Here is a 20,084-nt window from a genome sequence, read left to right on the forward strand (position 1 = left end):
CTTTCCTCCATTCTCCCTTCTTCCTTCCTCCTTCGTTAAAAAAAGTTAAACCAATCCCTACTGACAATCAACATCTTGATAAACGTCTAGTTTTGAAGTATGCTAAAAAATTACTTCAAAACTGCCTGGCGAAATCTTTTGAAACGCCGGTTTTACACGCTGGTTACGATCCTCGGCCTGGCTGTCGGAATGACGTTTTCGTTTCTGATGATGAGCTATGTATGGGGTGAATGGCAGGTCAATCGTCATTTGGCTCATGCCCGCAACCAGTACATCATTCGCAGCAAATGGACCAACCCGGAGATGGGCCTGGACCTTACCACCCTCGGCCCGCTGGGGAAAGCATTGAAAACAGACTACCCCAATCTGGTCGCCAACTACTATCGTTACGACGCCATTACCGTAGCCGTATCACGCGGCGACAAGCATTTCAGGGAAGATGTGCAGACCGGCGACTCCGCCCTGCTTGCGATGTATGGCTTCCCGCTCCTGCACGGGCATGCACAAACCGCATTGAACGCGCCTAATTCGATCGTGATTACAGAAAACAAGGCGATGAAATACTTCGGTCGGACGGATGTCGTCGGCGAGTCGCTTACGCTGCACAATTTTATGGGAGGTAAGCAGGAGTACCAGATCACCGCGGTCATGAAAAAGCCACCCTTTAATTCTGTGACTCATTTGCTTACCACTGAGGCGGAGATCTTCTTTCCGTTCAGCAGCCTCGAAGGCCGCAAAGGCTCGGAAGATAACTGGGGATTTGCTTTTATGGTCAACTTCATCGAACTGAAAGACGGAGTCACTCCTGCCGATCTCGCCAAACCCATTGCCCAGGAACTCGCAACGCACGCACCAGAAGCCATCAAAGCCAACCTTAAAGTATACCTGACCCCGCTCAGCAAGTATTACCGCGAAGCGAATAATGGAATCGTCAATAAAATGATCCTGACCCTTTCGGGCATTACATTGTTTATTTTGCTGATGGCAATCGTCAATTTTGTCAATATCTCCATCGGCAGCTCCTCCTCCCGCTTGAAGGAAATTGGTGTGCGGAAAGTCCTGGGCAGCCTGAAACGGCAGCTTATCGGCCAATTTCTGGCGGAATCCATTCTGCTGGCATTCCTGGCGATGCTCATTTCACTCGGATTGTATGAGTTGCTACGACCTTTTTTCAGTGGTATCCTGGGCAAAGAAATCGCATCTCTCTGGTCGCTGACGCCTTACACGCTCATCGCCCCTATATTGATCGCCGTGCTTGTAGGACTGCTCGCCGGACTGTACCCGGCACTGGTACTCTCGCGGGTGCCGTCGGTAGAATCAATGAAGGGTAAACTCCAATCGGTCGGAGACAATATTCTTTTCAGGCGATTGCTCGTTGCAGTGCAGTTTGTCATCGCATTGTTCGTGTTTGCCGGGGCGGGAATTGTGGCACGGCAGGTCGACTATTTTTTCAATAAAAATTTGGGCTACAACAAAGAATCGTTGGTTACCCTTGGCGTTCCCCGTGACTGGACACCCGCAGGGCTCACCAAAATGGAGCAGGTACGCGACGGCCTCGGCCGACTTAAAGAGATTAAAAACATCTCACTCTCTTACGAAATCCCGAATGGGAATGGCGGCTATTTTGGCTTCTACAAACCTGGCCAGGATTCCACAGAAGCTGTTTTAGCCACCGTCCTGCGTACCGACGTGTCCTATGCCCAAACCTACGACGTAAAACTTCTGGCAGGCGATTACCTTCAAAGTCCCAACACCGCCTACCAGCCCGACCGCATCGTCATGAACGAAACGGCGATCAGGTCGCTCGGGTACAGAAGCGCGCAGGACGCTTTGGGACAGCAGGTAAGGGTGCATTTCTATCCCAGCCCATTGACTATTGTCGGTGTCGCCAAAGACTTCCATTTCGAGTCGATGCAGCAACCTATCAAGCCGCTGGTATTTGCCGACGTCCGCGGTACCAACACTTACCGATACCTGAGCATTCGGTTGAACCCGGGTAATATCGGCAGTTCAATGGCAGCGATCCAGCAAAAATGGCGTGAACTCATGCCCGATGCACCGTTCGAGTATGTGTTTATGGATGAAACCCTGCAAAAACTCTATCAGTCTGAAATACAGCTCAAAAAAGCCTCCCGTGTTGCTACATTTCTTTCAGTTGTGATTGTCATGCTGGGAATACTGGGTATGGTTTCGCTCAACGTAGCCCGTCGCACCCGCGAAGTAGGGATCCGAAAAGTACTGGGCGCGACCAGTCTGCAAGTGATCATGCTTTTTTTGCAAGAATTCCTGGCAATCCTGGCCGCCGCTGTTCTGATCACATTTCCGCTGGCAATGCTGCTGGGCAACCAATGGCTGAAAACCTATGCTTACCGCGCAGAAATCGGCTGGGAGGTATTGGCAGGTATTGCGGCGACCTTTGGAGCGATGATCACCGCGCTCGTATGTACGCAGACGTATAAAGCTGCCATTACTAATCCGGTCAATAGTTTGAAGAGCGACTAGTATTATCTTCTCTTAAAATAATTTCAGGAAAGTAGCTAAATCAATCACGTTCAATCTGGGGAACTCTAAATTTTTGAAGACATTAAATCCTCTGTCGTTGGTCACTAAATAGTCGCAATTGCAACTGATCGCAAGGTCGGAGAATTTGTTATCATCAGGATCAGCAACCAGGTTCCATTTAAATGCGGCTTCCGCATGCACTGTATTAGGCGCTACACTCAAGTGATAAAGTACCCTTTGCGCAGTCTGAGCTGAGTATGTTTTTGTGAGGATTTCTTCGTATTCCAACAAAATTTCATTGCTAACATACCAATGGAATTTTTCCGTTGCGAATTCCCGATAAAGCTGATAGTACTTACTAAATGGAGGTACTGAGGCCCTCAGACAATTTGTATCGACAACAATTTTCATTCATTATTTAAAAAAATCATCATCGGTTAGCATTCTGTCAAAATCCTCCTGGGTGTATTGCTTTTCCTTTTGAACTTCTTCTAATTCCTTTTTCAACTCTGAATCAAAGTAAGCCATCAGCAACTTGCGCAACTCGTACGTCTGAGCGTCGCTCATCCCAACGTCGAATAGTCTCAAAAGACTAATCTGCAAGTCACTCAACTTGCCTTTTTCGCTTGATTTTGCCGCAATATCCATTGTCAGTCGATAGATTTTTATATTTATAAATTTAAACAATTTATACAAAAAACCTGCGTCTTCAACTAACTCAACCGAACCGAAAACAAATCCTTGGAACGCAAGTAAACCCAGGTTACCACGACTAACGTCAACACGCCTCCCATCATAACGGATGGAACAGTGCCGAATGCTTTTGCCATCACCCCGGATTCGAAGGCGCCAAGTTCGTTGGAAGAACTAACGAATATGCCATTGACGGCCGCCACCCGGCCCCGCATTTCGTCCGGCGGGTAGATTTGCAGAATGGTCTGGCGGATGATAACACTCACACTATCGAACACACCGGTTGCGAAAAGAGCTGCGCACGAAAGCATAAAACTCGTAGAAGCAGCGAAAACCAGCGTGAATACCCCGAAACCAGCCACGGCCACCAGCATATTACGCCAGGCATTATGCGTTGGAGGGAAATAGGCCATGGCGAACATGGTCAGCATGGAACCTATCGACGGTGCTGCACGTAATAGCCCCAACCCCTCGGGCCCGACTTTCAGGATGTCCTCAGCAAAAATGGGCAACAGGGCAATAACGCCACCAAAAAGCACCGAGAATAAATCCAGCGTCATGGCGTACAGCACAATGCGTGTTTTGAAGACGAACTTGAAACCCTCTTTGAGACTTTCCATGATCGGCGTCACGATTTTCGGAAACTCCGGACGCGTTTTGATCATGCCTAATAACACCCAGCAAACCAGAAAGTTGACAATTACAATCAGTAATGTGTGGGTCAACCCCAGGTAAGCATACAAGAAACCCGCGGCCGCCGGACCAATGATCGCTCCCGCCTGCGAGAAGGAACTGCTCCAAGTAGATGAGTTATGATAAATCGCCCGCGGCACCAGAAAGGGTTTGAGCGAACTTGCCGCAGGAGAATAGAAGCCCTTTGCAAAACCAATTAACCCGAATACAGCATAAATAACCGCCAGATGCTGCCACTCCGCCAGCTTGTTGTAAACACCGGGCTGAAATGCAGTGTATAATATCCCCGAACCCAGCAAAATCACCACCAGACTAATGTGCATGATCGTGATCTTGTTCTTCTGATCGGCCACATAACCGCCAAACAACGACGTAATAATAAACGGAATCGCCTCTGCCAACCCCACCAGACCCAATGCAAGCGGGTCGTGCGTGGTTTTGTACAACTCATAACCCACAATCACTTCCTGAATGCGGATCGTAGCGGAAAAAAGGAAGGAATTGGATACAAAAAACCGGAAATCAGAATAGCGGAGTGCTGCGTACGGATCGTTGGTTGCTACTGTTTTCAAGTGAGTGTTTGGGTGTTGCAAAAAAACAACACCGGCCCCCGGGAAGAATGTTCTGCTTTAACTGAAAATTAATCCCATTTACTATCCCAATGCTATAAAAAGCCGTTAAAGTGCCAAAATCAATGTTTTACATTTCGTTTACAATGTTTTACAGACATTTGTTCGCGTGGATTTCCGGTGTCGGTACTTTTGGATCAAGTAGTCAAATTCATCCAAAAACACATTCGGACATGAACTTCAAAGCAACCAAAATCATCCCGGCGGTACTCCTGTTGTTTATCCTGCAAGCGTCGGTGGCGCTGCCGAACTCAGCTAATACACCCGACGAGAATTCTTTGCTCATCAACGGCCGCGTGGTCACAACGGAACAGTTTGCATATGTCACCAAAGGCATTCTCACACTCGCGAAAAGCAATTCAGTTTCAAACCAAAAAACAACAGTCCCTTTCCTGATTTACCTGAAGCGCGGTAACATGATCGTGAACCCCGAATCCCATGCACACAACTTTGCGGTGTGGAGCTCCGAAATTCACGATATTCTGGAATTCGCCGAGGCTGGCGACCAGCTCATTATCGATCCCGTCAAACCGCACAATACCTCGGCGAGGAAGGTTATCGTCATCAAAAAGACGCAAATCGTCCCGCGATTCCAGTGGTTTTATGTTTTAAGGCAAAAAAAGGACAATTGCTGAAATTCATTAAATTTGGTTATTGGTTCGAGGCTTTATGATGCGGTATTTCAAAGCAATTTTCGGAGGATTCCTGTTCGTGACATGCGTATGCGCGGTACGTCCGGCCATTGCCAATAGCGACGCCGTGCGCTTCTCCGAAAATGTCAACCTGTCGCTTCGGAGGACGGTCGACCTTCTGCTCAGGGCCAATGGCGATTCGCTCTCGCAGATCCCGCCGGTGAGGCAAACCGACGCCCACACGTTTTTAGTGCAGATGGAGCATATGTTCGACTATGATAAACTGCCCGAAATGTTACAACGCTCGTTCGATTCCTACCACATCGACCAGCCATACAGCGTCGCCGTGTTGAATTGCGAAACCGGCGAAGTGAGGCTCGGCTACCAGTTCTTCGATCTCAACCAACCCGGCGGGGTGCCGTGCAGGGGGCGCTCGCGCGAAGCGGGTTGCTATACGCTGCAAGTTCGCTTCACACCGGAAGTCACCAAACCCCAGACTGCGGGTAACACCTGGCTATTGGTGACGGTGGGCGGTACGCTGGCGGGTATTGGCTTTATCGCCTGGACACGTTCACGGAACAAAAAAAGGCCGGAAGCCGGGCCGCAGGAAGCCCCGGTTACGCATTCGCGCATTGCATTCGGTAACTCCTGGCTGGATACCGCCAACCAGGCCCTCTACAACAGCCAATCCACGCAAACATTAACATTCCGCGAAGCCAAGTTACTCGCCTTGTTCGCCCGGAATATCAACCAGGTACTGGATCGTGACGCGATCCTGAAATCGGTTTGGGAGGATGAAGGCGTCACCGTCGGAAGGAGCGTCGATGTATTCGTATCACGCCTTCGCAAAATGCTCGCGGCCGACCCGCAAATCAAAATTACCGCCATACACGGCATAGGCTACAAAATGGAAGTTCATTCCTGATAAAAATCCATGTTCAAAACTTTTCTGAAAATAGCAGCGCGTCAGCTCTGGCAGGGACGGCTGTATGCAGCGATCAACGTCATCGGTTTGGCAATAGGTACTACCTGCATGCTTTTCGCGGTGATCTACATGAGCGACGAACGTAGTTTCGACGGATTTCATCGTAACAATCCCCATCTCTACCGCATTACCAGTTCCTACCGCGAGCGTGGCGAGCTCATTTTGTCGGGCGGTACAGGACAAGTACAGGGGCCGGCCTTCCAGGCGCGCATGCCCGAGGTCGCCCATTTCACACGCGTGATGGGCGGCGACATTTACGGAGATGTGCGGCATGAGCACAATGCATTCAAATTGCAATTGCTTTTTGTGGACGCTTCATTTTTTAACGTGTTCACCTTCCCGTTACTGCATGGAGATACCCATAGCGCACTGCGAAACGTCAATTCGGTAGTCATTAGTAGACGTACGGCGCTGAAGTTCTTTAACCGCACCGATGTACTGGGCGAGTTGCTGCAAATGGATGCCGACCCGTCTGCGATGCGGATCGGGAAACCGCTGATCATCACGGGTGTGGCAGAAGATCCCCCCGGCAATTCCTCGATTCAGTTCGATATACTTTTCCCGTTCGAGTTCATGAAGGTCTCATTCGACGACACGAGCTGGCTGAATGCCTATTTGGGAACGTTCGTAGTGTTACGCCCCGACGCGTTCCCCGGCCGGGTAATCCGAAAATTCAACCGAATTGCGGGTGCATTGGCCCAAACCCAGCTGAAAGATCATCCCGAAGCCTCCGGCATTACCTACGGCTTACAAAAAATGACCGACATTCACCTGAACACGCAGGCAATTCCTAACCAGAATGGCGAATCCGGCATTGTGAATACAAGCAGGCCCGAATACTCTTATATTTTCGTCGGTATAGCCGGATTTATTCTGATCATGGCGAGTATTAACTTTATCAACATCCACATTGCTTCCTCGATGAAGCGCGCAAAGGAAGTCGGGATACGCAAGGCCACCGGCAGTAGCAGTGGGGCGATCGCCATGCAATTTCTCGGCGAATCGGCGATCCTGGTAGGCATTTCTGTGGCTTTTGCCTTCGTGGTTGTAGTTTTATTACTGCCTGCATTTAACCACCTGTCCCAAAAACAAATTGCGCTCGGTGAACTCCTCAAACCGGGACTAATAGGCTGGGTGGTATTTATTTTCGTAGTAAATATCGCCTGCGCCGCTTTCTATCCTGCCTGGCTGATTTCCAGGCTATCAGCGATTGAAACGCTTTACTCTAAAACCCGGCTTGCAGGCAGGAATCCGGCCGGGAATGTGCTGATGGTGTTTCAGTTTGCAATGGCCGTGCTGCTAGGCATCGCGAGTGTGGTATTTTACCGGCAAATGCATTTCATCAGGTCCAAAAACCTGGGTTACAATCCCGATCAGATCATCAAAATAACCATTCAGGGAGTGCGGGATGTTCAGCAGGTTCATATCCGCTTTCAAAACGAACTCGCAAACGATCCCGCATTCGGAGCGGTCTCGCTTGCAGGCGAATTTGGCAACCGTGATGTAGTCGTGAAGGGGCAAAAATTGCTGACTAATGTGCGTACGGTCGACACCGATTATCTCCCGATGCTGGAAATGAAACTGCTGCGAGGCCGCAACTTCTCCCCCACTTTTGCTTCGGACAAAAAATTCGGTGTTTTGGTGAACGAAGCCTTCATTAAAAAAGCGGGTATGACCGATCCCATTGGTAAAACATTAATTCCCGACGACTATTTCGGCAGGCAGGAGCTGACCATTCTCGGCGTCGTCGGCGACTTCCATTTCAACTCGCTTAAAGAGCGCATCGGGCCCATGATCATGCCCATGAGCACGCATTACGGGGGTGGGGAACTATGGGTTAAAATCGCCCAAAACAAAGAAAATTATGCCGTTCGAAAGCTGGAAACAACATTCAGAAAGGTTTTACCCGACGCCGTTTTTGATTATACCTTCCTGCACGACGCTAACGCCCGCGCCTATGCGACGGAGCTTCGCTGGCAACAGATCATCACCCTGGCAACCATCGTGGCAATAATCGTTTGCAGTCTGGGGCTATTCGGCATGGCACATCTTGCGATCGCGCAACGCCGGCGCGAGACAGGCGTCCGGATCGTGTTGGGTGCGACAGGTTATGATATTGCCTTCGGTTTTTCCAAAAACTTCCTCCGCATTATTTTTATCGCCATTCTCATTGCATCAGTCTCAGGCCATTATCTGATGCAATCATGGCTCAGTCAGTTTGCCTACCATACCGGCCTACCATGGTGGGTATATGCCTGCTCCGGGGCGCTGGCACTCCTATTGGCATTGTTTACGGTATTCGCCCAGGCTTTGAGAGCAGCGGCGGCGAATCCTGTGAAAGTTTTAAGGGCTGAATAACCCCTTTTCCGAACGGCTATTCCCGTGTCCGAAACGCGTCCGATTGCGTACACATTTTGTACGGTATCGGACGCACGCTTATCACGATCATTTTAAAATAATCTAAAAATCAATGATTTACACTTTTGGCAAGGCTTTTTAAAATAGGACTGGCATAAGAGACGCGGATGTAAGCATTTGTTTTTAAAACAGGTTGTCCGTAATTACATACCAAATCTCAAACTCCAATTTTTTATGATCCAGTTAGAAAAGATATCCAAATATTACCCGGCAGGTTTTGGCAAAACATACGTGTTGCGCCACATTGATTTGAACATTAAAGAAGGTGAATTTGTGTCGATCATGGGGCCTTCGGGTTCCGGCAAATCCACCCTGTTACATATACTGGGCTTGCTCGAAGAGCCATCCGAAGGCGAATACCTTTTCCTCGACGAGCCTGTTCAGAAACTTTCCGAAAAGAAACGCACCGAATTGCACCGCCACCACATCGGTTTTGTGTTCCAGGCCTATCACCTGATCGACGAACTGACGGTTTATGAAAACATTGAGACGCCGCTTTTGTATAAAGGCACGTCGTCGTCGGAGCGCAAGAGCCGTGTAGCAGAATTGCTCGACCGCTTCAATATGGTTGCCAAGAAAGACCTGTTCCCGCATCAGCTTTCGGGTGGCCAGCAGCAGTTGGTAGGTGTCGCCCGTGCTATCGTGCACAACCCGAAAGTGATTTTCGCCGATGAACCGACCGGCAACCTGCATTCGGAACAGGCGATCGAGATCATGGAATTATTTCAAAAACTTAACCAGGAAGATAAAGTCACCATCGTTCAGGTAACTCACTCGGAAACCAATGCAGGTTACGGCAACCGGATCGTCCGGTTGAAGGACGGATGGCTGGCGTAACCTAACTCAATCTATTAGCCATGAAACGTTTTATTTTACTTTTCTGCCTCCTGCCGTTACTCGGGCAGGCTCAATCCAGGCTGAACCTCGCCGATTGCGTGGACTTGCTGGCCAAAAACAACCTCCTTTACCAGCAAGGCACATTGCAAGCGGAAGCGGCGCAGGCACAGCTGCGGCAGACAAGGTCACAGATTCTCCCTCAGATTTTTATTACGGCCGACCAAAGCCTTAACCTTGGCCGGAGTATCGACCAATACACCAATGCGTATATAGACCAGCTTTACAGCTACAATTCGATCAGTACCGGGTTTCAAATGCCTGTTTTCCAGGGAGGGAAACTGGCAAATCAGACACGGCAAGGAACATTACTTAAAGAGTCGGCAATGGAAAACCGGACAGCTGTACTGAATGCGCAAACCATCCTGCTCATGCAGGGGTACGTGAATGTGCTCGCTACAAAAGCATTGCTCGAAGCCGCCGATCAGCAAGTTGCATCGTCGCAGCAACAGGTAGATAAGGTGCAAAAACAAGTAGACGCCGGGACCGCCGGTAACAACCTGCTGGCGGAGATTAAAGCTCAACTGGCAAACGATAGGTACTTGCAGGTAACCGCACTAAGCAATTATCGTACGGCGCGGCTCGCATTGTTCCAGCGAATGAACGTGACACCCGACGACAATATCGAGTTCGAACCGTTGATACCGAAAGAAAACATCGCACCTGCTGCCGCCAACTCGACGGAGCTTTATGAAAGCGCCTCCAAAACGTTCCCTGAAATCCGGAGTGCCGAGCTGAACCGCCAGAGCTACAAATACCTGGTGAAGTCGATCAAAGCATTGAATTATCCGTCGCTGAACCTCAGCACCAATGTGCGGGCGTTCTATGCTTCGACCAATGATAAGCTCGATTATTTCAAACAGTTGAATGCGACGCGTAATGGCTACATCAACCTCGGCCTGAACATCCCGATTATGGGCCGCTGGGTAACCCGGCCACGTGTGGAACTGGCCAAAGTGCAGGAGCGCCAAGCCCAAAATACCCTGGACATTACCAACCAGCAGCTCCGCCAGGCGATCGAGACAGCCGTACTGAACCTGAATGCTATGGCCGACAAACATGCAGCGGCAGAAGGACAGGTAGAATCGCTCGGAGCAGCATTCGCGGTGGTTGAAAGCAAGTTCAATGCAGGCGTATCCAGCATTTTTGAGTACACGCTTTCCAAAGCGAAACTCGCACAGGCCCAGGGTATCGCTATTCAGGCAAAATATGATTACCTGATGCAACAGAGATTGTTACAATACTACCGTCAGGGTAACTGGCAAGGGGTGTTTTAGACGATAGGCTGTTAAGCTTTAAGCTCTAAGCTGTAAGCTAGAAGCACTAAGACATAAAAGGGGGATCAGCTTATAGCCTATGGCTTACAGCTTAAAGCCCCAAAGACTGTTAGGTTAAATTTGGTATCGGTAATTCTTAGAGGCAGCCAGGCGCATTGGCTGCCTCTTTTTGTTAAATAAACCTAAATGATTAGGTGGTTACATTATGGTTAGTAAATTAGGTGCAAACTAAATTTATGGACCATGAAAAAACTTTTTCTATTGTTACTGCCGGGAATGCTGCTGCTGGCAGGCCAGGCGGAGGCGCAGTTGCAAAAAGGGACGACACACTTCGGCGCGACGATTGGCGCATCAGGTGATGGGGCGCGAAGCAAATCTTCCTCCGGGCCCGTCGAATACAGCGACAAGAGCAATTCGCACGGTATCGCGCCCTCGCTGCAAACCGGCTGGATGATCAGGGATAACCGGATGTTCGGATTTCGGCTTACTTCCGGTATTGTGCTGAGAAATACCAAATACGAGGGAACCGGCCCACTCAACCATTTCGTCAACAATAATTATTCTCTGAGCCTGTCGCCATTTATAAGGCATTACAAATCGATTAATTCCAAATGGGCGCTTTTCCTTCAAAGCGGTGTCGAAGGTTCCTACGTTTGGTCTAAAACCAAAACTAACGATGCTGTCGAAAAGGAAAATGGTTACACCGTCGGGCTTTATGTGCTTCCCGGAATTACCTACTGGATTTCCCCAAGATTTGCCATCGAATCGGATTTGCGGCTGTTATCGCTGGCCGCGAATTACACTGATTTTAATGATTCAAAAACATTCACTTTCAATGCGGGCATCACATCCGGCATTAACAGTTACTTCGGGGTACGTGCAGCATGGTATCTTCAAAAATCCAATTAAATAGCTATGAAAAATACTGCTACATACATTCTTGTGCTGATCATCGTATCAGTATCGACGGCATTCGGCCAGTTGGAAGGCAAACGTTTCATTTCCGGCAATGCGGGGGTGGGCTTCTCTAACCAGAATTCTGAGTATAACCGGTCATCCACTGGCTATTCCTATAATGTTAGTCTCGGCCTGGGGAAATTCAAAACGAGCACTAAAACGGGCGAATGGCTCATTGTAAGTTCGTTGATAGGTGGCAAGCAAAACTATGACCTTCCCAACGAGTCGGTGAACTGGAATGGCATTACTTCGTTTTCGCTGGGGACAGGGTACGCATGGAATTTCTACAAGCATTTCAGTGATAAATTCGGGATATTCGGTGGCCCGGGACTGTCTTTGGTTTATAGTTTCGGAAAGTCGCTTACCAATCCCGGGTCTATTTATTATGAAACTAAGTCAAACCAGGTTTCTTTCAACCTGCAACTTGGAGCGGGTGCCTACTATGTATTAAGCGAGCGATGGTGGCTTACCGGCTCTCTCGCATTTTCGAATCCGGTCTATCTCTCCTACAAATTCGGGAAATCCAAACCCTTTGACCCGGGGCCCAATGTCGACAATTCCGGATTCGAGTATAAGCTCGCGCCTGATTTCACTTTCCCGTCCGTAGGCCTCGGTCTTCGCTATTTCTTTAAAGACTAATATTCCAAATATCCATTCGTCTATCATTAAAATCCCCGTGGATATGGCTTTTAAGGCCATATCCATTTTTTTAGTAATGAAAAAACACTTTCTGATTGTCCTTTTCGCTGCATTCAGCGCCTGTCATAAACCACAAACAACTAACCTGGCCGGACCGTGGGAGCCCGATTACGATATCACACGTTCGGAAGGTGCTATCAAGGAATTCGAGAGAAAAGATGCGGAGCACATGCCGGCGCCGGGCGGAATAGTTTTCACGGGAAGCTCTTCATTTACCAAATGGCCTAATGCAGTGAATGATCTCGCGCCACTGCCGATCATTAACCGTGGCTTCGGAGGTTCTACCCTGCCGGAAGTAATCCATTATGCCGACCGCACCATTACCAAATACAAGCCGAAGACAGTCGTGATCTATTGCGAAAACGATATGTTTGGCAAAAAGCCGAAGTCGCCTGAGCAGGTGCGCGACGCGTACGTGGCGCTCGTGAAAAAGATCCGCGAGAAGCAACCGGATGTCCAGTTGTATGGTGTCTCGCTGAAACCCTCGCCGTCGCGTTGGGCGAAACGCGAAGATGTGATCAGGGCGAACAAGCTCATTCAGGATTTCATCAAGAAGGATAAGAATCACCACTACATCGATGTCTGGCCGGTTATGCTCAAAAACGGACGACCGGACGGCGCTATCTTCGTGAGCGACAGCCTGCATATGAACGAGGAAGGTTACAAAAGATGGACGAAAGTGTTCCGCCCGATACTGGAAAAATCAGTCTGAAAGTATCCTGCACTTTACGGTTTTTTACAAAGATTTTAAAAGAACAGATAAGGGTATTGGTTTTAACGTAAAGTCACTATATTGACCGAAAAAATACATTTCCGGGTAAAAAAGTGATATTCCAGTAATGAAAGTAACAGCGGTTTTTGATATTGGCAGGACCAATAAGAAGTATATACTTTTCAACGAAAAGTATGATATCGTTCATGAGTTTTCAGAATCCCTCCCAGAAACAGTTGACGAAGACGGCTTCCCTACCGAAGATTGTGAATTGTTGACCAAATGGGTGCAGGACCGCTGGGCCGAATTACTGGCTAATCCGGAATTTGATATCAAGGCGGTGAATGTGGCCGGCTATGGCGCCAGCCTGGTGCACCTCGACGCTGCCAACCGTCCGCTTACGCCGCTGTACTCTTACCTCAAACCATTCCCGGAAGACCTATTAAAGCAATTTTACAGCACCTATGGCGATCCAACGCGCATTTCCCTTCAAACTGGTTCGCCAGCAATGGGTATGCTCAATTCGGGGATGCAGCTGTACTGGCTCAAACATACCAAACCAGAGATTTACAGCCAGATCGCTACGACTTTGCATTTACCCCAATATATCCTTTACCTGTTGACAGGCCGGAAAGTGAGCGATTACACCTCTCTGGGTTGCCATACCGCATTGTGGAGCTTCGAAATGTGGGACTACCACGAGTGGGTGAAGCAGGAAGGTATTCATAAGAAACTTGCGCCGGTACTCGCTTCGTCGTCGTTCATTTACCGCCATGGCGACAAGGGCATTCAATCGGGCTTCGGGTTGCATGACAGCTCGTCGGCGTTGATCCCTTACCGCATGGCCGTCAAAAAGCCATTCGTGCTGCTTTCGACCGGTACCTGGTGTATCAATTTCAATTCTTTCGCGTCGAAACCGCTGACATCCTACCAGCTCGAACGCGACTGCATGAACTACCTCACGCCGGAAGGCAGCGGCGTTACCGCATCACGCCTCTTTATGGGCCGTGAGCACGATTACCAGGTAGCGCGCATTGTGGAGTATTTCAAAGTAGCACCTGATTTTTACAAAAAAGTAGTATTTGACGAAGCTATCCTAAACCAGGACACTCCGAAATTCTACTCGGCCTGCATGACCGGTAACGGGCCGTTCCCCGAACCAAATACCCAGGAGTGGCAGATCAGCGCATTTGCTTCGGCAGAGGCCGCATACCATCATTTGATAAAGGGACTTTGTGAATTGCTTTACGTATCACTCGATCTGGTGAATATCAACGACGTGCATGCGATTTACGTGGACGGTGGCTTTGCCCGCAACGAAATATTCACACGACTGCTTGCGCGGCGTTATCCGAACCACAAAGTTTACGTATCGGATCTGCCGTATGCGACATCGCTGGGTGCCGCATTGCACGTGACACGCCCGCAGACGTACGAATTTGCCAACGAAATCCGTGAAATAAAACCTTGATCAGCTGATCCGGCTCCAGTTGGTTTCTTCCTTGCGCAAATTTTCGAGATGATTGCGTATGGGATGGTGAACCGGCTGGAGCAGATCGGGATCGGCAGTCAGGATTTCTTCTGCCGACGCGCGCGCAGCCTTCAATATTTCCCCGTCCTGCGCCAGATTCGCTACCAGTAAATCTACGAGGCCGCTTTGCTGGGTCCCCGAAATATCCCCCGGGCCGCGCAATTGCAGATCCACTTCCGCTATTTCAAAACCGTCATTGGTATTACACATCGTATCGATACGCAGCTTGGTATCCTTGCTGAGCTTGTAATCCGTCATTAAAATACAATACGACTGCTCCGCTCCCCGCCCTACCCTGCCGCGCAACTGGTGCAGTTGCGACAGTCCAAATCTTTCCGCATTCTCGATCACCATTACCGAGGCATTCGGGACGTTCACACCGACCTCTATCACCGTCGTAGCGACCATGATTTTCGTCTCGCCGCGCACGAACCGCGACATTTCAAAGTCCTTGTCCTGCGAACGCATCTTGCCGTGCACAATGCTCAGCGGCACGCCGGGAAAGGCCCTTGCCACGCTTTCGTAACCATCCATCAGGTCCTTCAAATCCATTTTCTCGGATTCTTCGATGAGCGGATATACCATGTATACTTGCCGCCCCTTGGCAATTTCTTCCTTCAAAAATCCGAAAACTGACAAGCGATGCTTATCGAACCTGTGAACTGTTTTAATGGGTTTCCGACCGGCGGGGAGCTCATTAATGGCCGAAATATCGAGGTCGCCGTATAATGTCATCGCCAGCGTACGCGGGATGGGCGTGGCTGTCATCACGAGCATATGCGGATTGATATGCTTGTTTTTGGCCCAAAGTTTGGCTCGCTGGGCAACACCGAAGCGATGCTGCTCATCGATAATGCAAAGGCCCAGGTTTTTGAACTGCACCGCGTCTTCGATCAATGCATGCGTACCTACAATGATATGCAACGTACCGTTCAGCAACTCGCGGTGAATAATGTCCCGCTCCTTCTTCTTTGTCGAGCCCGTGAGTTTCGCAATGTTGACACCGAGCAGGTCGGCAAACTTTTTGAGGCCCTGATAATGCTGGTCGGTGAGGATTTCCGTGGGCGCCATGAGGCACGCCTGCGCGTCATTATCCAATGCAAAAAGCATGGTAATGAACGCAACAATCGTTTTTCCCGAACCTACATCGCCTTGCAGGAGGCGATTCATTTGCTTGCCCGTTTTGAGGTCTTCGTGGATCTCGTGCAACACACGTATCTGCGCGCCCGTGAGCTTGAAAGGCAAATGCTGCTCATAAAACTCCTTCACCAGCACTGTTTTATCAAAAATCAATCCCGGATACTCCGTCTTATGCAGCAGCTTATTCTTGATTAACCGGAACTGGTTATAAAACAGCTCCTCGAATTTCAGCCGTCGCTGCGCCTGGTGCAGCGTGCGGGCGTCCTGCGGCAAATGGAAATGCCAGAGGGCTTGTGCCTTGGAAACGAGCCTGTACTTTTCAACGAGCGGCGCCGGTAATGTCTCACGTATATGCGTATGCGCGATTTCGAGCAGGCTACGCATCATTTTGCTGAGCGCCTTACTATCGAGAAACTTCTTGCGCAGTTTTTCAGTGAGCGGGTAAATGGGCTGCCAATAGCCTGCCGCGGAATTTTCGGGTGTCAGGACCTCTATTTCGGGATGGGTAATGCTCCATTTGCCACCGTAGAGCACCGGTGTTCCATAAATAATGTACTCCCCGCCCCGCCGCAGCCACTTTTCATACCACGCAATACTTTGAAACCAAACGAGTTCCAGATAACCGGTTCCGTCCTGAAATTGCCCGACGAGCCTTTTTTTGTTACCCTCACCAATGAGAGAGAAATCTTTCAAACGCCCTTTCACCTGCGCCGCGGGCATATTTTCGGCCAGTTCGCTGAGCCGGTGAAAAACACTACGATCCTCATGGCGGAAAGGATAATGCTGAATCAGGTCGCCGAAGGTAAAGATATTCAGTTCCTGGTTCAGCAATGCGGCCTTTTGCGGCCCTACGCCTTTCAGGAATTCGATCTTGGTGTCGAAAAAACGGGTTCTAACAGATGGGTTTGTTTCAGAAGTCATTATTCAAATATAAACCGAAATCACAAAAAACACCGTTTGCAGGTCGCAATTGTTAATCTCTGTTAACGGAGTAGCTAATCCGCAGGTTTTGGCTACAAGCCGCTTGATTCACAACGATCGAATGCCTTACTTGCTGCTTCGTATTTCTTGAACCATCAATCATTTACCAAAATCTACACGACTTATGAAAACCACTTTGTTATCGCTTTTCCTCACCCTGATCGCATTCACCTGGGCATCCGCGCAAAGTCCGCACGTAACCGCCAATGGTAAGAATTTAAGCGTAAGGTACGGCCAGCCATCTAAAAAAGGCCGTGTATTATTTGGAAAAGCCGGAAGCGGCAGCCTCGAACCATACGGCAAGCCATGGCGTATCGGTGCTGACAGCGCTACCACGATCACCTTCAAAAAAGACGCCACATTCGGCGGAAAGGCTATTAAAGCAGGCACTTACACCCTGTTCGCAACTCCGAACGAAAAAGAATGGACGCTCATCCTGAACAGCCAGCTCGGCCAGTGGGGTGCTTACAAATACGAAGAGCACAAAGCCAAAGACGTAGCGCATATCACCGTTCCTAACAAGAACTACCCTACGTCGGAAGAAAAACTGACTTTCACAGTAAAAGACAACTCACTGGATTTCCAATGGGATAAAGTTGGGTTTTCAGTGCCTGTGAAATTCTAAAATCAGGCTAGCCTATAAATAAAACGGGGTGTTACCAAAAGTAGCACCCCGTTTCATTTTTCCTTTTCTCCTTCCTCCCCTTCCTCCTTCCTCCTTTTCACAAATTCTGCCTGATCATATTTTCCAGCACCTGCAAATGCTCCGTAAATGCTTTATGCCCATCCTCGGTTGCTTTGTAGGTAGTAAGCGGCTTGCGGCCGTTGAATTGTTTCTGGAATTCGATGTATTTGATTTCTTCCAACGCCTTTAAATGCGAGGCGAGGTTGCCGTCGGTGAGCTGCAACAATTCTTTCAATTCATTAAAACTCAGGGAATCGTTGACCACGAGCACGGACATAAGCCCAAGCCTGATCTTACTTTCAAATACCTTATTAAACTTTTCTAACCACTCCATTACAGGTTCCCTGTGACGCGGACGTCGAGTTATTATTGATTGGCTTCCAGAAACAGCATGGCATCCCGGTTACGGATCCAAACCGCCTGATCGCGTTGATTGTTGGCGGCCATAGTAAATCCGGAGCCTACCAGGCCCGTTCCGACCGACACCCAGAAAAAAGTTTTCAAATTATCGCGGTTACCCGAAAGCAACGATATAATCGAGCCAGCTGATCCGGCCAGCGAAATGGCCAGGCCTATGCCGCGCGTTCTCCTGGATTTCAGATACAGTCCGAGGCCTTCCGGCGAAACCATAAATTCATTGCGCAATGCCTTTTGTCCGGCATAAACGACATTGTTTTTGACAAAACTATTCCCATTTCTCAAATAAATGGTCTCCTTATCGTACCATTTTCTCGCTTTGGAAGCAGTACTGTCCGATGATATCCGTATTTGCGCAGAACAAACCGAGCCCGTGGCCAGTATCAACAGCACCACTGCAAGAGGTGATTTTCCGCCTGGCAACTTCTCCCGCTCGTACCGGTTATACATCGTGAGGCCATAAACGATGTGCAAAACGCCGAAGCCTATTCCCCAGAATATCAGCGAATAACCGGTCAGGAACAACGCGACACAGCCAATACCGATTTCTGAAACACCCATATAAAATACCTCCGGGTAAGTAAACCGGCTCGCATTGACGAGCGCCAGCCCGTAAAACAGCAGCGTTACGGGAAAAACCAGCCAAATGAAACCGTAGTTGAGCATGGCCAAACAGAATATCCCGCCTGTCGCTAGCGGGATCAGCATGGCGATCAGCAACCGCTTGGAACTCCCGTTCCAAACCGTAAGGCCCTTTTTCCGTCCTCTTCGCACCGTGAGAATGATTCCCACCGCCAGCGACGAAACAAGCACGCAAATGCCGTCGACAAACAAAAATTGGATGACATCCTGGCGCGAATGCCCGTGATACGTCCCCAGTGGGGCCAGAATATCGCTGAGCCAGTCGGTTTTAAAGCGAACATACGCCGCGCCAGCGCCGATCAGCGCGAAGATACCGGCGAAAACCCCGCTTAAACCGCTGAGCGAAAGAAATTTGGACGAGCGCTCCATCAGGCTGCGGATCTCGTTCAAAGTATGCAAAGAATCCTGATTCGGGTTCATAAGCGCGTCAAAAGGTAGTAACAGTCAATAATTGTCAGAAATAGTCAGGTGGGCCATTAAAACAGCAGCAGGATTTTGGGTATAAAAACAATTCCTCCCACAATGACAGCTGAAATCGCCAGCAGCAACACGCCGGCGGCAGCGGTGTCCTTCACTACTTTAATGACCGGATGATAGTCGGCCGATACGAGATCGGCCAGTTTCTCGATAGCAGTATTAAATGCCTCCCCTGCCCACACCAGCGCGATCTGGATCACTATAATGCACCATTCGGAGGCCGATATATGGAAAAATACGCCTGCTATGGCCACCACAATGCAGGCGATCAGGTGAATGCGTGCATTATTTTCGTAACGGAACAGGCTGTAAATCCCGGCACCTGCGTAACGGAAGCTTCGGACGGCTTTAAGAATATCGATGGGTCCGTTCATGTTGTTTCAGTTCGGCAAAAATATGGAACGCAAAGTACAACAACATGAGCACGAACGAAAACGTAATGGTGTGTTTGATCGCCAGCGGGTCCCTCAGACTATGGTAAATGCCCTTCGCGAGCGCACCTGGCTGCGTGACGATGTCCCAACTGTTCCAGCGGCCATAGCGGCCCAGAAAGATCCCGAAACCGCTCAATATCATCGAATTCAGGATCGCGAACCAAGCCAGACGCTCGTTCCAGCGGTGAGCGATAATGCGGTGGACGATACGGATGCTGTAAAGGCCAGTCATAAAACCTGCCAGCGAGAATGTAAAAATCATCAACGCATCGTACCAAAGCATATTTTCAGGCACGAAGCGGAGGTGTTTCAAATCGGTGATGATATAAGGCGCATTCGGGAAAAACAGCAGCCAAACTGCCAGATAGATCATCAGAATCCCGAACGGTGCCGGTTTTCGCTTTTCCATTTCCCAAACCCATTTAATGAAAAGCAACGGTATCCACGCCAGAAACAGGTTCCAGGCCAGGAAAACGAAATCCCAGTTTTGCAGGGCAATCCTGACAGATAATAACGCCATTGCAGCGGCAGAAACAAATGCAAGGAGTGCCACTTTCAAATTGCCCTCCAGATAGTTGACCAGGTTTCTCAGCATTGTTTAAGTTTTTTTTAAAGTACTTTGAAACACAAAGTTAATATAAAACAGACTAAAACTCCAAGCGCGCAGGCCGGATTAAATCCAGAAA

At 49.2% G+C, this 20,084-nt stretch carries 19 protein-coding genes; 11 read left to right on the forward strand and 8 right to left on the reverse strand.

Features of this window, described 5'->3' with window-relative positions; genetic code table 11:
- The first annotated feature begins 99 nt into the window (after positions 1-99).
- Complete coding sequence (locus J7619_RS14490; RefSeq protein ID WP_291199440.1) at positions 100-2,502, forward strand: ABC transporter permease; 2,403 nt, start codon at positions 100-102, stop codon at positions 2,500-2,502.
- A 12-nt stretch (positions 2,503-2,514) separates the two neighbouring features.
- Here J7619_RS14490 and J7619_RS14495 read toward each other — a convergent pair whose 3' ends face one another.
- The 3 genes from J7619_RS14495 to J7619_RS14505 all read right to left on the reverse strand — a co-directional run bounded on the left by J7619_RS14495 (position 2,515) and on the right by J7619_RS14505 (position 4,460).
- Positions 2,515-2,913, reverse strand: a complete 399-nt coding sequence (locus tag J7619_RS14495; protein ID WP_291199443.1) for a putative toxin-antitoxin system toxin component, PIN family — start codon at positions 2,911-2,913, stop codon at positions 2,515-2,517.
- Between the two features lie 3 nt (positions 2,914-2,916).
- Positions 2,917-3,150 carry a hypothetical protein gene (locus tag J7619_RS14500; protein ID WP_291199447.1) on the reverse strand — a complete coding sequence of 78 codons (234 nt, stop codon included), beginning with the start codon at positions 3,148-3,150 and terminating at the stop codon, positions 2,917-2,919.
- A 65-nt stretch (positions 3,151-3,215) separates the two neighbouring features.
- Positions 3,216-4,460, reverse strand: a complete 1,245-nt coding sequence (locus J7619_RS14505) for an MFS transporter (RefSeq protein ID WP_291199450.1) — start codon at positions 4,458-4,460, stop codon at positions 3,216-3,218.
- A gap of 230 nt (positions 4,461-4,690) precedes the next feature.
- Between J7619_RS14505 and J7619_RS14510 the strand changes: the two genes are divergently transcribed.
- The 9 genes from J7619_RS14510 (at position 4,691) to J7619_RS14550 (ending at position 14,562) form a co-directional block, all read left to right on the forward strand.
- Positions 4,691-5,152: a hypothetical protein gene (locus J7619_RS14510; protein WP_291199453.1), complete on the forward strand. Its 462-nt coding sequence runs from the start codon at positions 4,691-4,693 to the stop codon at positions 5,150-5,152.
- A 34-nt stretch (positions 5,153-5,186) separates the two neighbouring features.
- Positions 5,187-6,074, forward strand: coding sequence for a winged helix-turn-helix domain-containing protein (locus J7619_RS14515; protein WP_291199456.1), 888 nt, complete (start codon positions 5,187-5,189; stop codon positions 6,072-6,074).
- A gap of 9 nt (positions 6,075-6,083) precedes the next feature.
- On the forward strand, positions 6,084-8,492 hold the full coding sequence (locus tag J7619_RS14520; protein WP_291199459.1) for an ABC transporter permease: 2,409 nt from the start codon (positions 6,084-6,086) through the stop codon (positions 8,490-8,492).
- Positions 8,493-8,726: 234 nt separating this feature from the next.
- Positions 8,727-9,389 carry an ABC transporter ATP-binding protein gene (locus J7619_RS14525; RefSeq protein ID WP_015814340.1) on the forward strand — a complete coding sequence of 221 codons (663 nt, stop codon included), beginning with the start codon at positions 8,727-8,729 and terminating at the stop codon, positions 9,387-9,389.
- Positions 9,390-9,409: 20 nt separating this feature from the next.
- Complete coding sequence (locus J7619_RS14530; RefSeq protein ID WP_291199464.1) at positions 9,410-10,723, forward strand: TolC family protein; 1,314 nt, start codon at positions 9,410-9,412, stop codon at positions 10,721-10,723.
- 243 nt (positions 10,724-10,966) lie between these two features.
- Positions 10,967-11,632 (forward strand): hypothetical protein, encoded by a 666-nt coding sequence (locus J7619_RS14535; RefSeq protein WP_291199467.1) that lies wholly within the window; start codon positions 10,967-10,969, stop codon positions 11,630-11,632.
- A gap of 6 nt (positions 11,633-11,638) precedes the next feature.
- Positions 11,639-12,319, forward strand: coding sequence for a hypothetical protein (locus J7619_RS14540; protein WP_291199470.1), 681 nt, complete (start codon positions 11,639-11,641; stop codon positions 12,317-12,319).
- 76 nt (positions 12,320-12,395) lie between these two features.
- A complete protein-coding gene (locus J7619_RS14545) occupies positions 12,396-13,091 on the forward strand; it encodes a GDSL-type esterase/lipase family protein (RefSeq protein WP_291199473.1) in 696 nt (231 codons plus the stop codon).
- 127 nt (positions 13,092-13,218) lie between these two features.
- Positions 13,219-14,562, forward strand: coding sequence for an FGGY-family carbohydrate kinase (locus J7619_RS14550; protein ID WP_291199476.1), 1,344 nt, complete (start codon positions 13,219-13,221; stop codon positions 14,560-14,562).
- On the opposite strand, the gene recG is transcribed toward J7619_RS14550, so the two are convergent.
- On the reverse strand, positions 14,563-16,683 hold the full coding sequence (gene recG, locus J7619_RS14555; RefSeq protein ID WP_291199479.1) for an ATP-dependent DNA helicase RecG: 2,121 nt from the start codon (positions 16,681-16,683) through the stop codon (positions 14,563-14,565).
- A 184-nt stretch (positions 16,684-16,867) separates the two neighbouring features.
- On the opposite strand from recG, the gene J7619_RS14560 reads away from it, so the two are divergent.
- Positions 16,868-17,368 (forward strand): DUF2911 domain-containing protein, encoded by a 501-nt coding sequence (locus J7619_RS14560; protein WP_291199482.1) that lies wholly within the window; start codon positions 16,868-16,870, stop codon positions 17,366-17,368.
- A gap of 97 nt (positions 17,369-17,465) precedes the next feature.
- Here the strand turns inward: J7619_RS14560 and J7619_RS14565 are convergent, their stop codons facing one another.
- Genes J7619_RS14565 through J7619_RS14580 form a run of 4 tightly spaced genes read right to left on the reverse strand, consistent with a single transcriptional unit; the run spans position 17,466 to position 19,993 of the window.
- The gene (locus J7619_RS14565) at positions 17,466-17,762 is read right to left on the reverse strand and encodes a transcriptional regulator (protein ID WP_291199485.1); all 297 of its coding nucleotides are present in this window, start codon (positions 17,760-17,762) and stop codon (positions 17,466-17,468) included.
- Between the two features lie 32 nt (positions 17,763-17,794).
- A complete protein-coding gene (locus J7619_RS32165; RefSeq protein WP_310589806.1) occupies positions 17,795-18,907 on the reverse strand; it encodes a hypothetical protein in 1,113 nt (370 codons plus the stop codon).
- A gap of 56 nt (positions 18,908-18,963) precedes the next feature.
- Entirely contained in the window at positions 18,964-19,338 is a 375-nt protein-coding gene (locus tag J7619_RS14575) for a diacylglycerol kinase family protein (protein ID WP_291199488.1), read from the reverse strand.
- On the reverse strand, positions 19,313-19,993 hold the full coding sequence (locus J7619_RS14580; protein ID WP_291199491.1) for a DUF1361 domain-containing protein: 681 nt from the start codon (positions 19,991-19,993) through the stop codon (positions 19,313-19,315). The genes J7619_RS14575 and J7619_RS14580 overlap by 26 nt, the downstream gene beginning before the upstream one ends.
- Positions 19,994-20,084: the final 91 nt, after the last annotated feature.

The sequence above is a fragment of the Dyadobacter sp. genome, from assembly GCF_017744695.1.
Lineage (GTDB): Bacteria > Bacteroidota > Bacteroidia > Cytophagales > Spirosomataceae > Dyadobacter.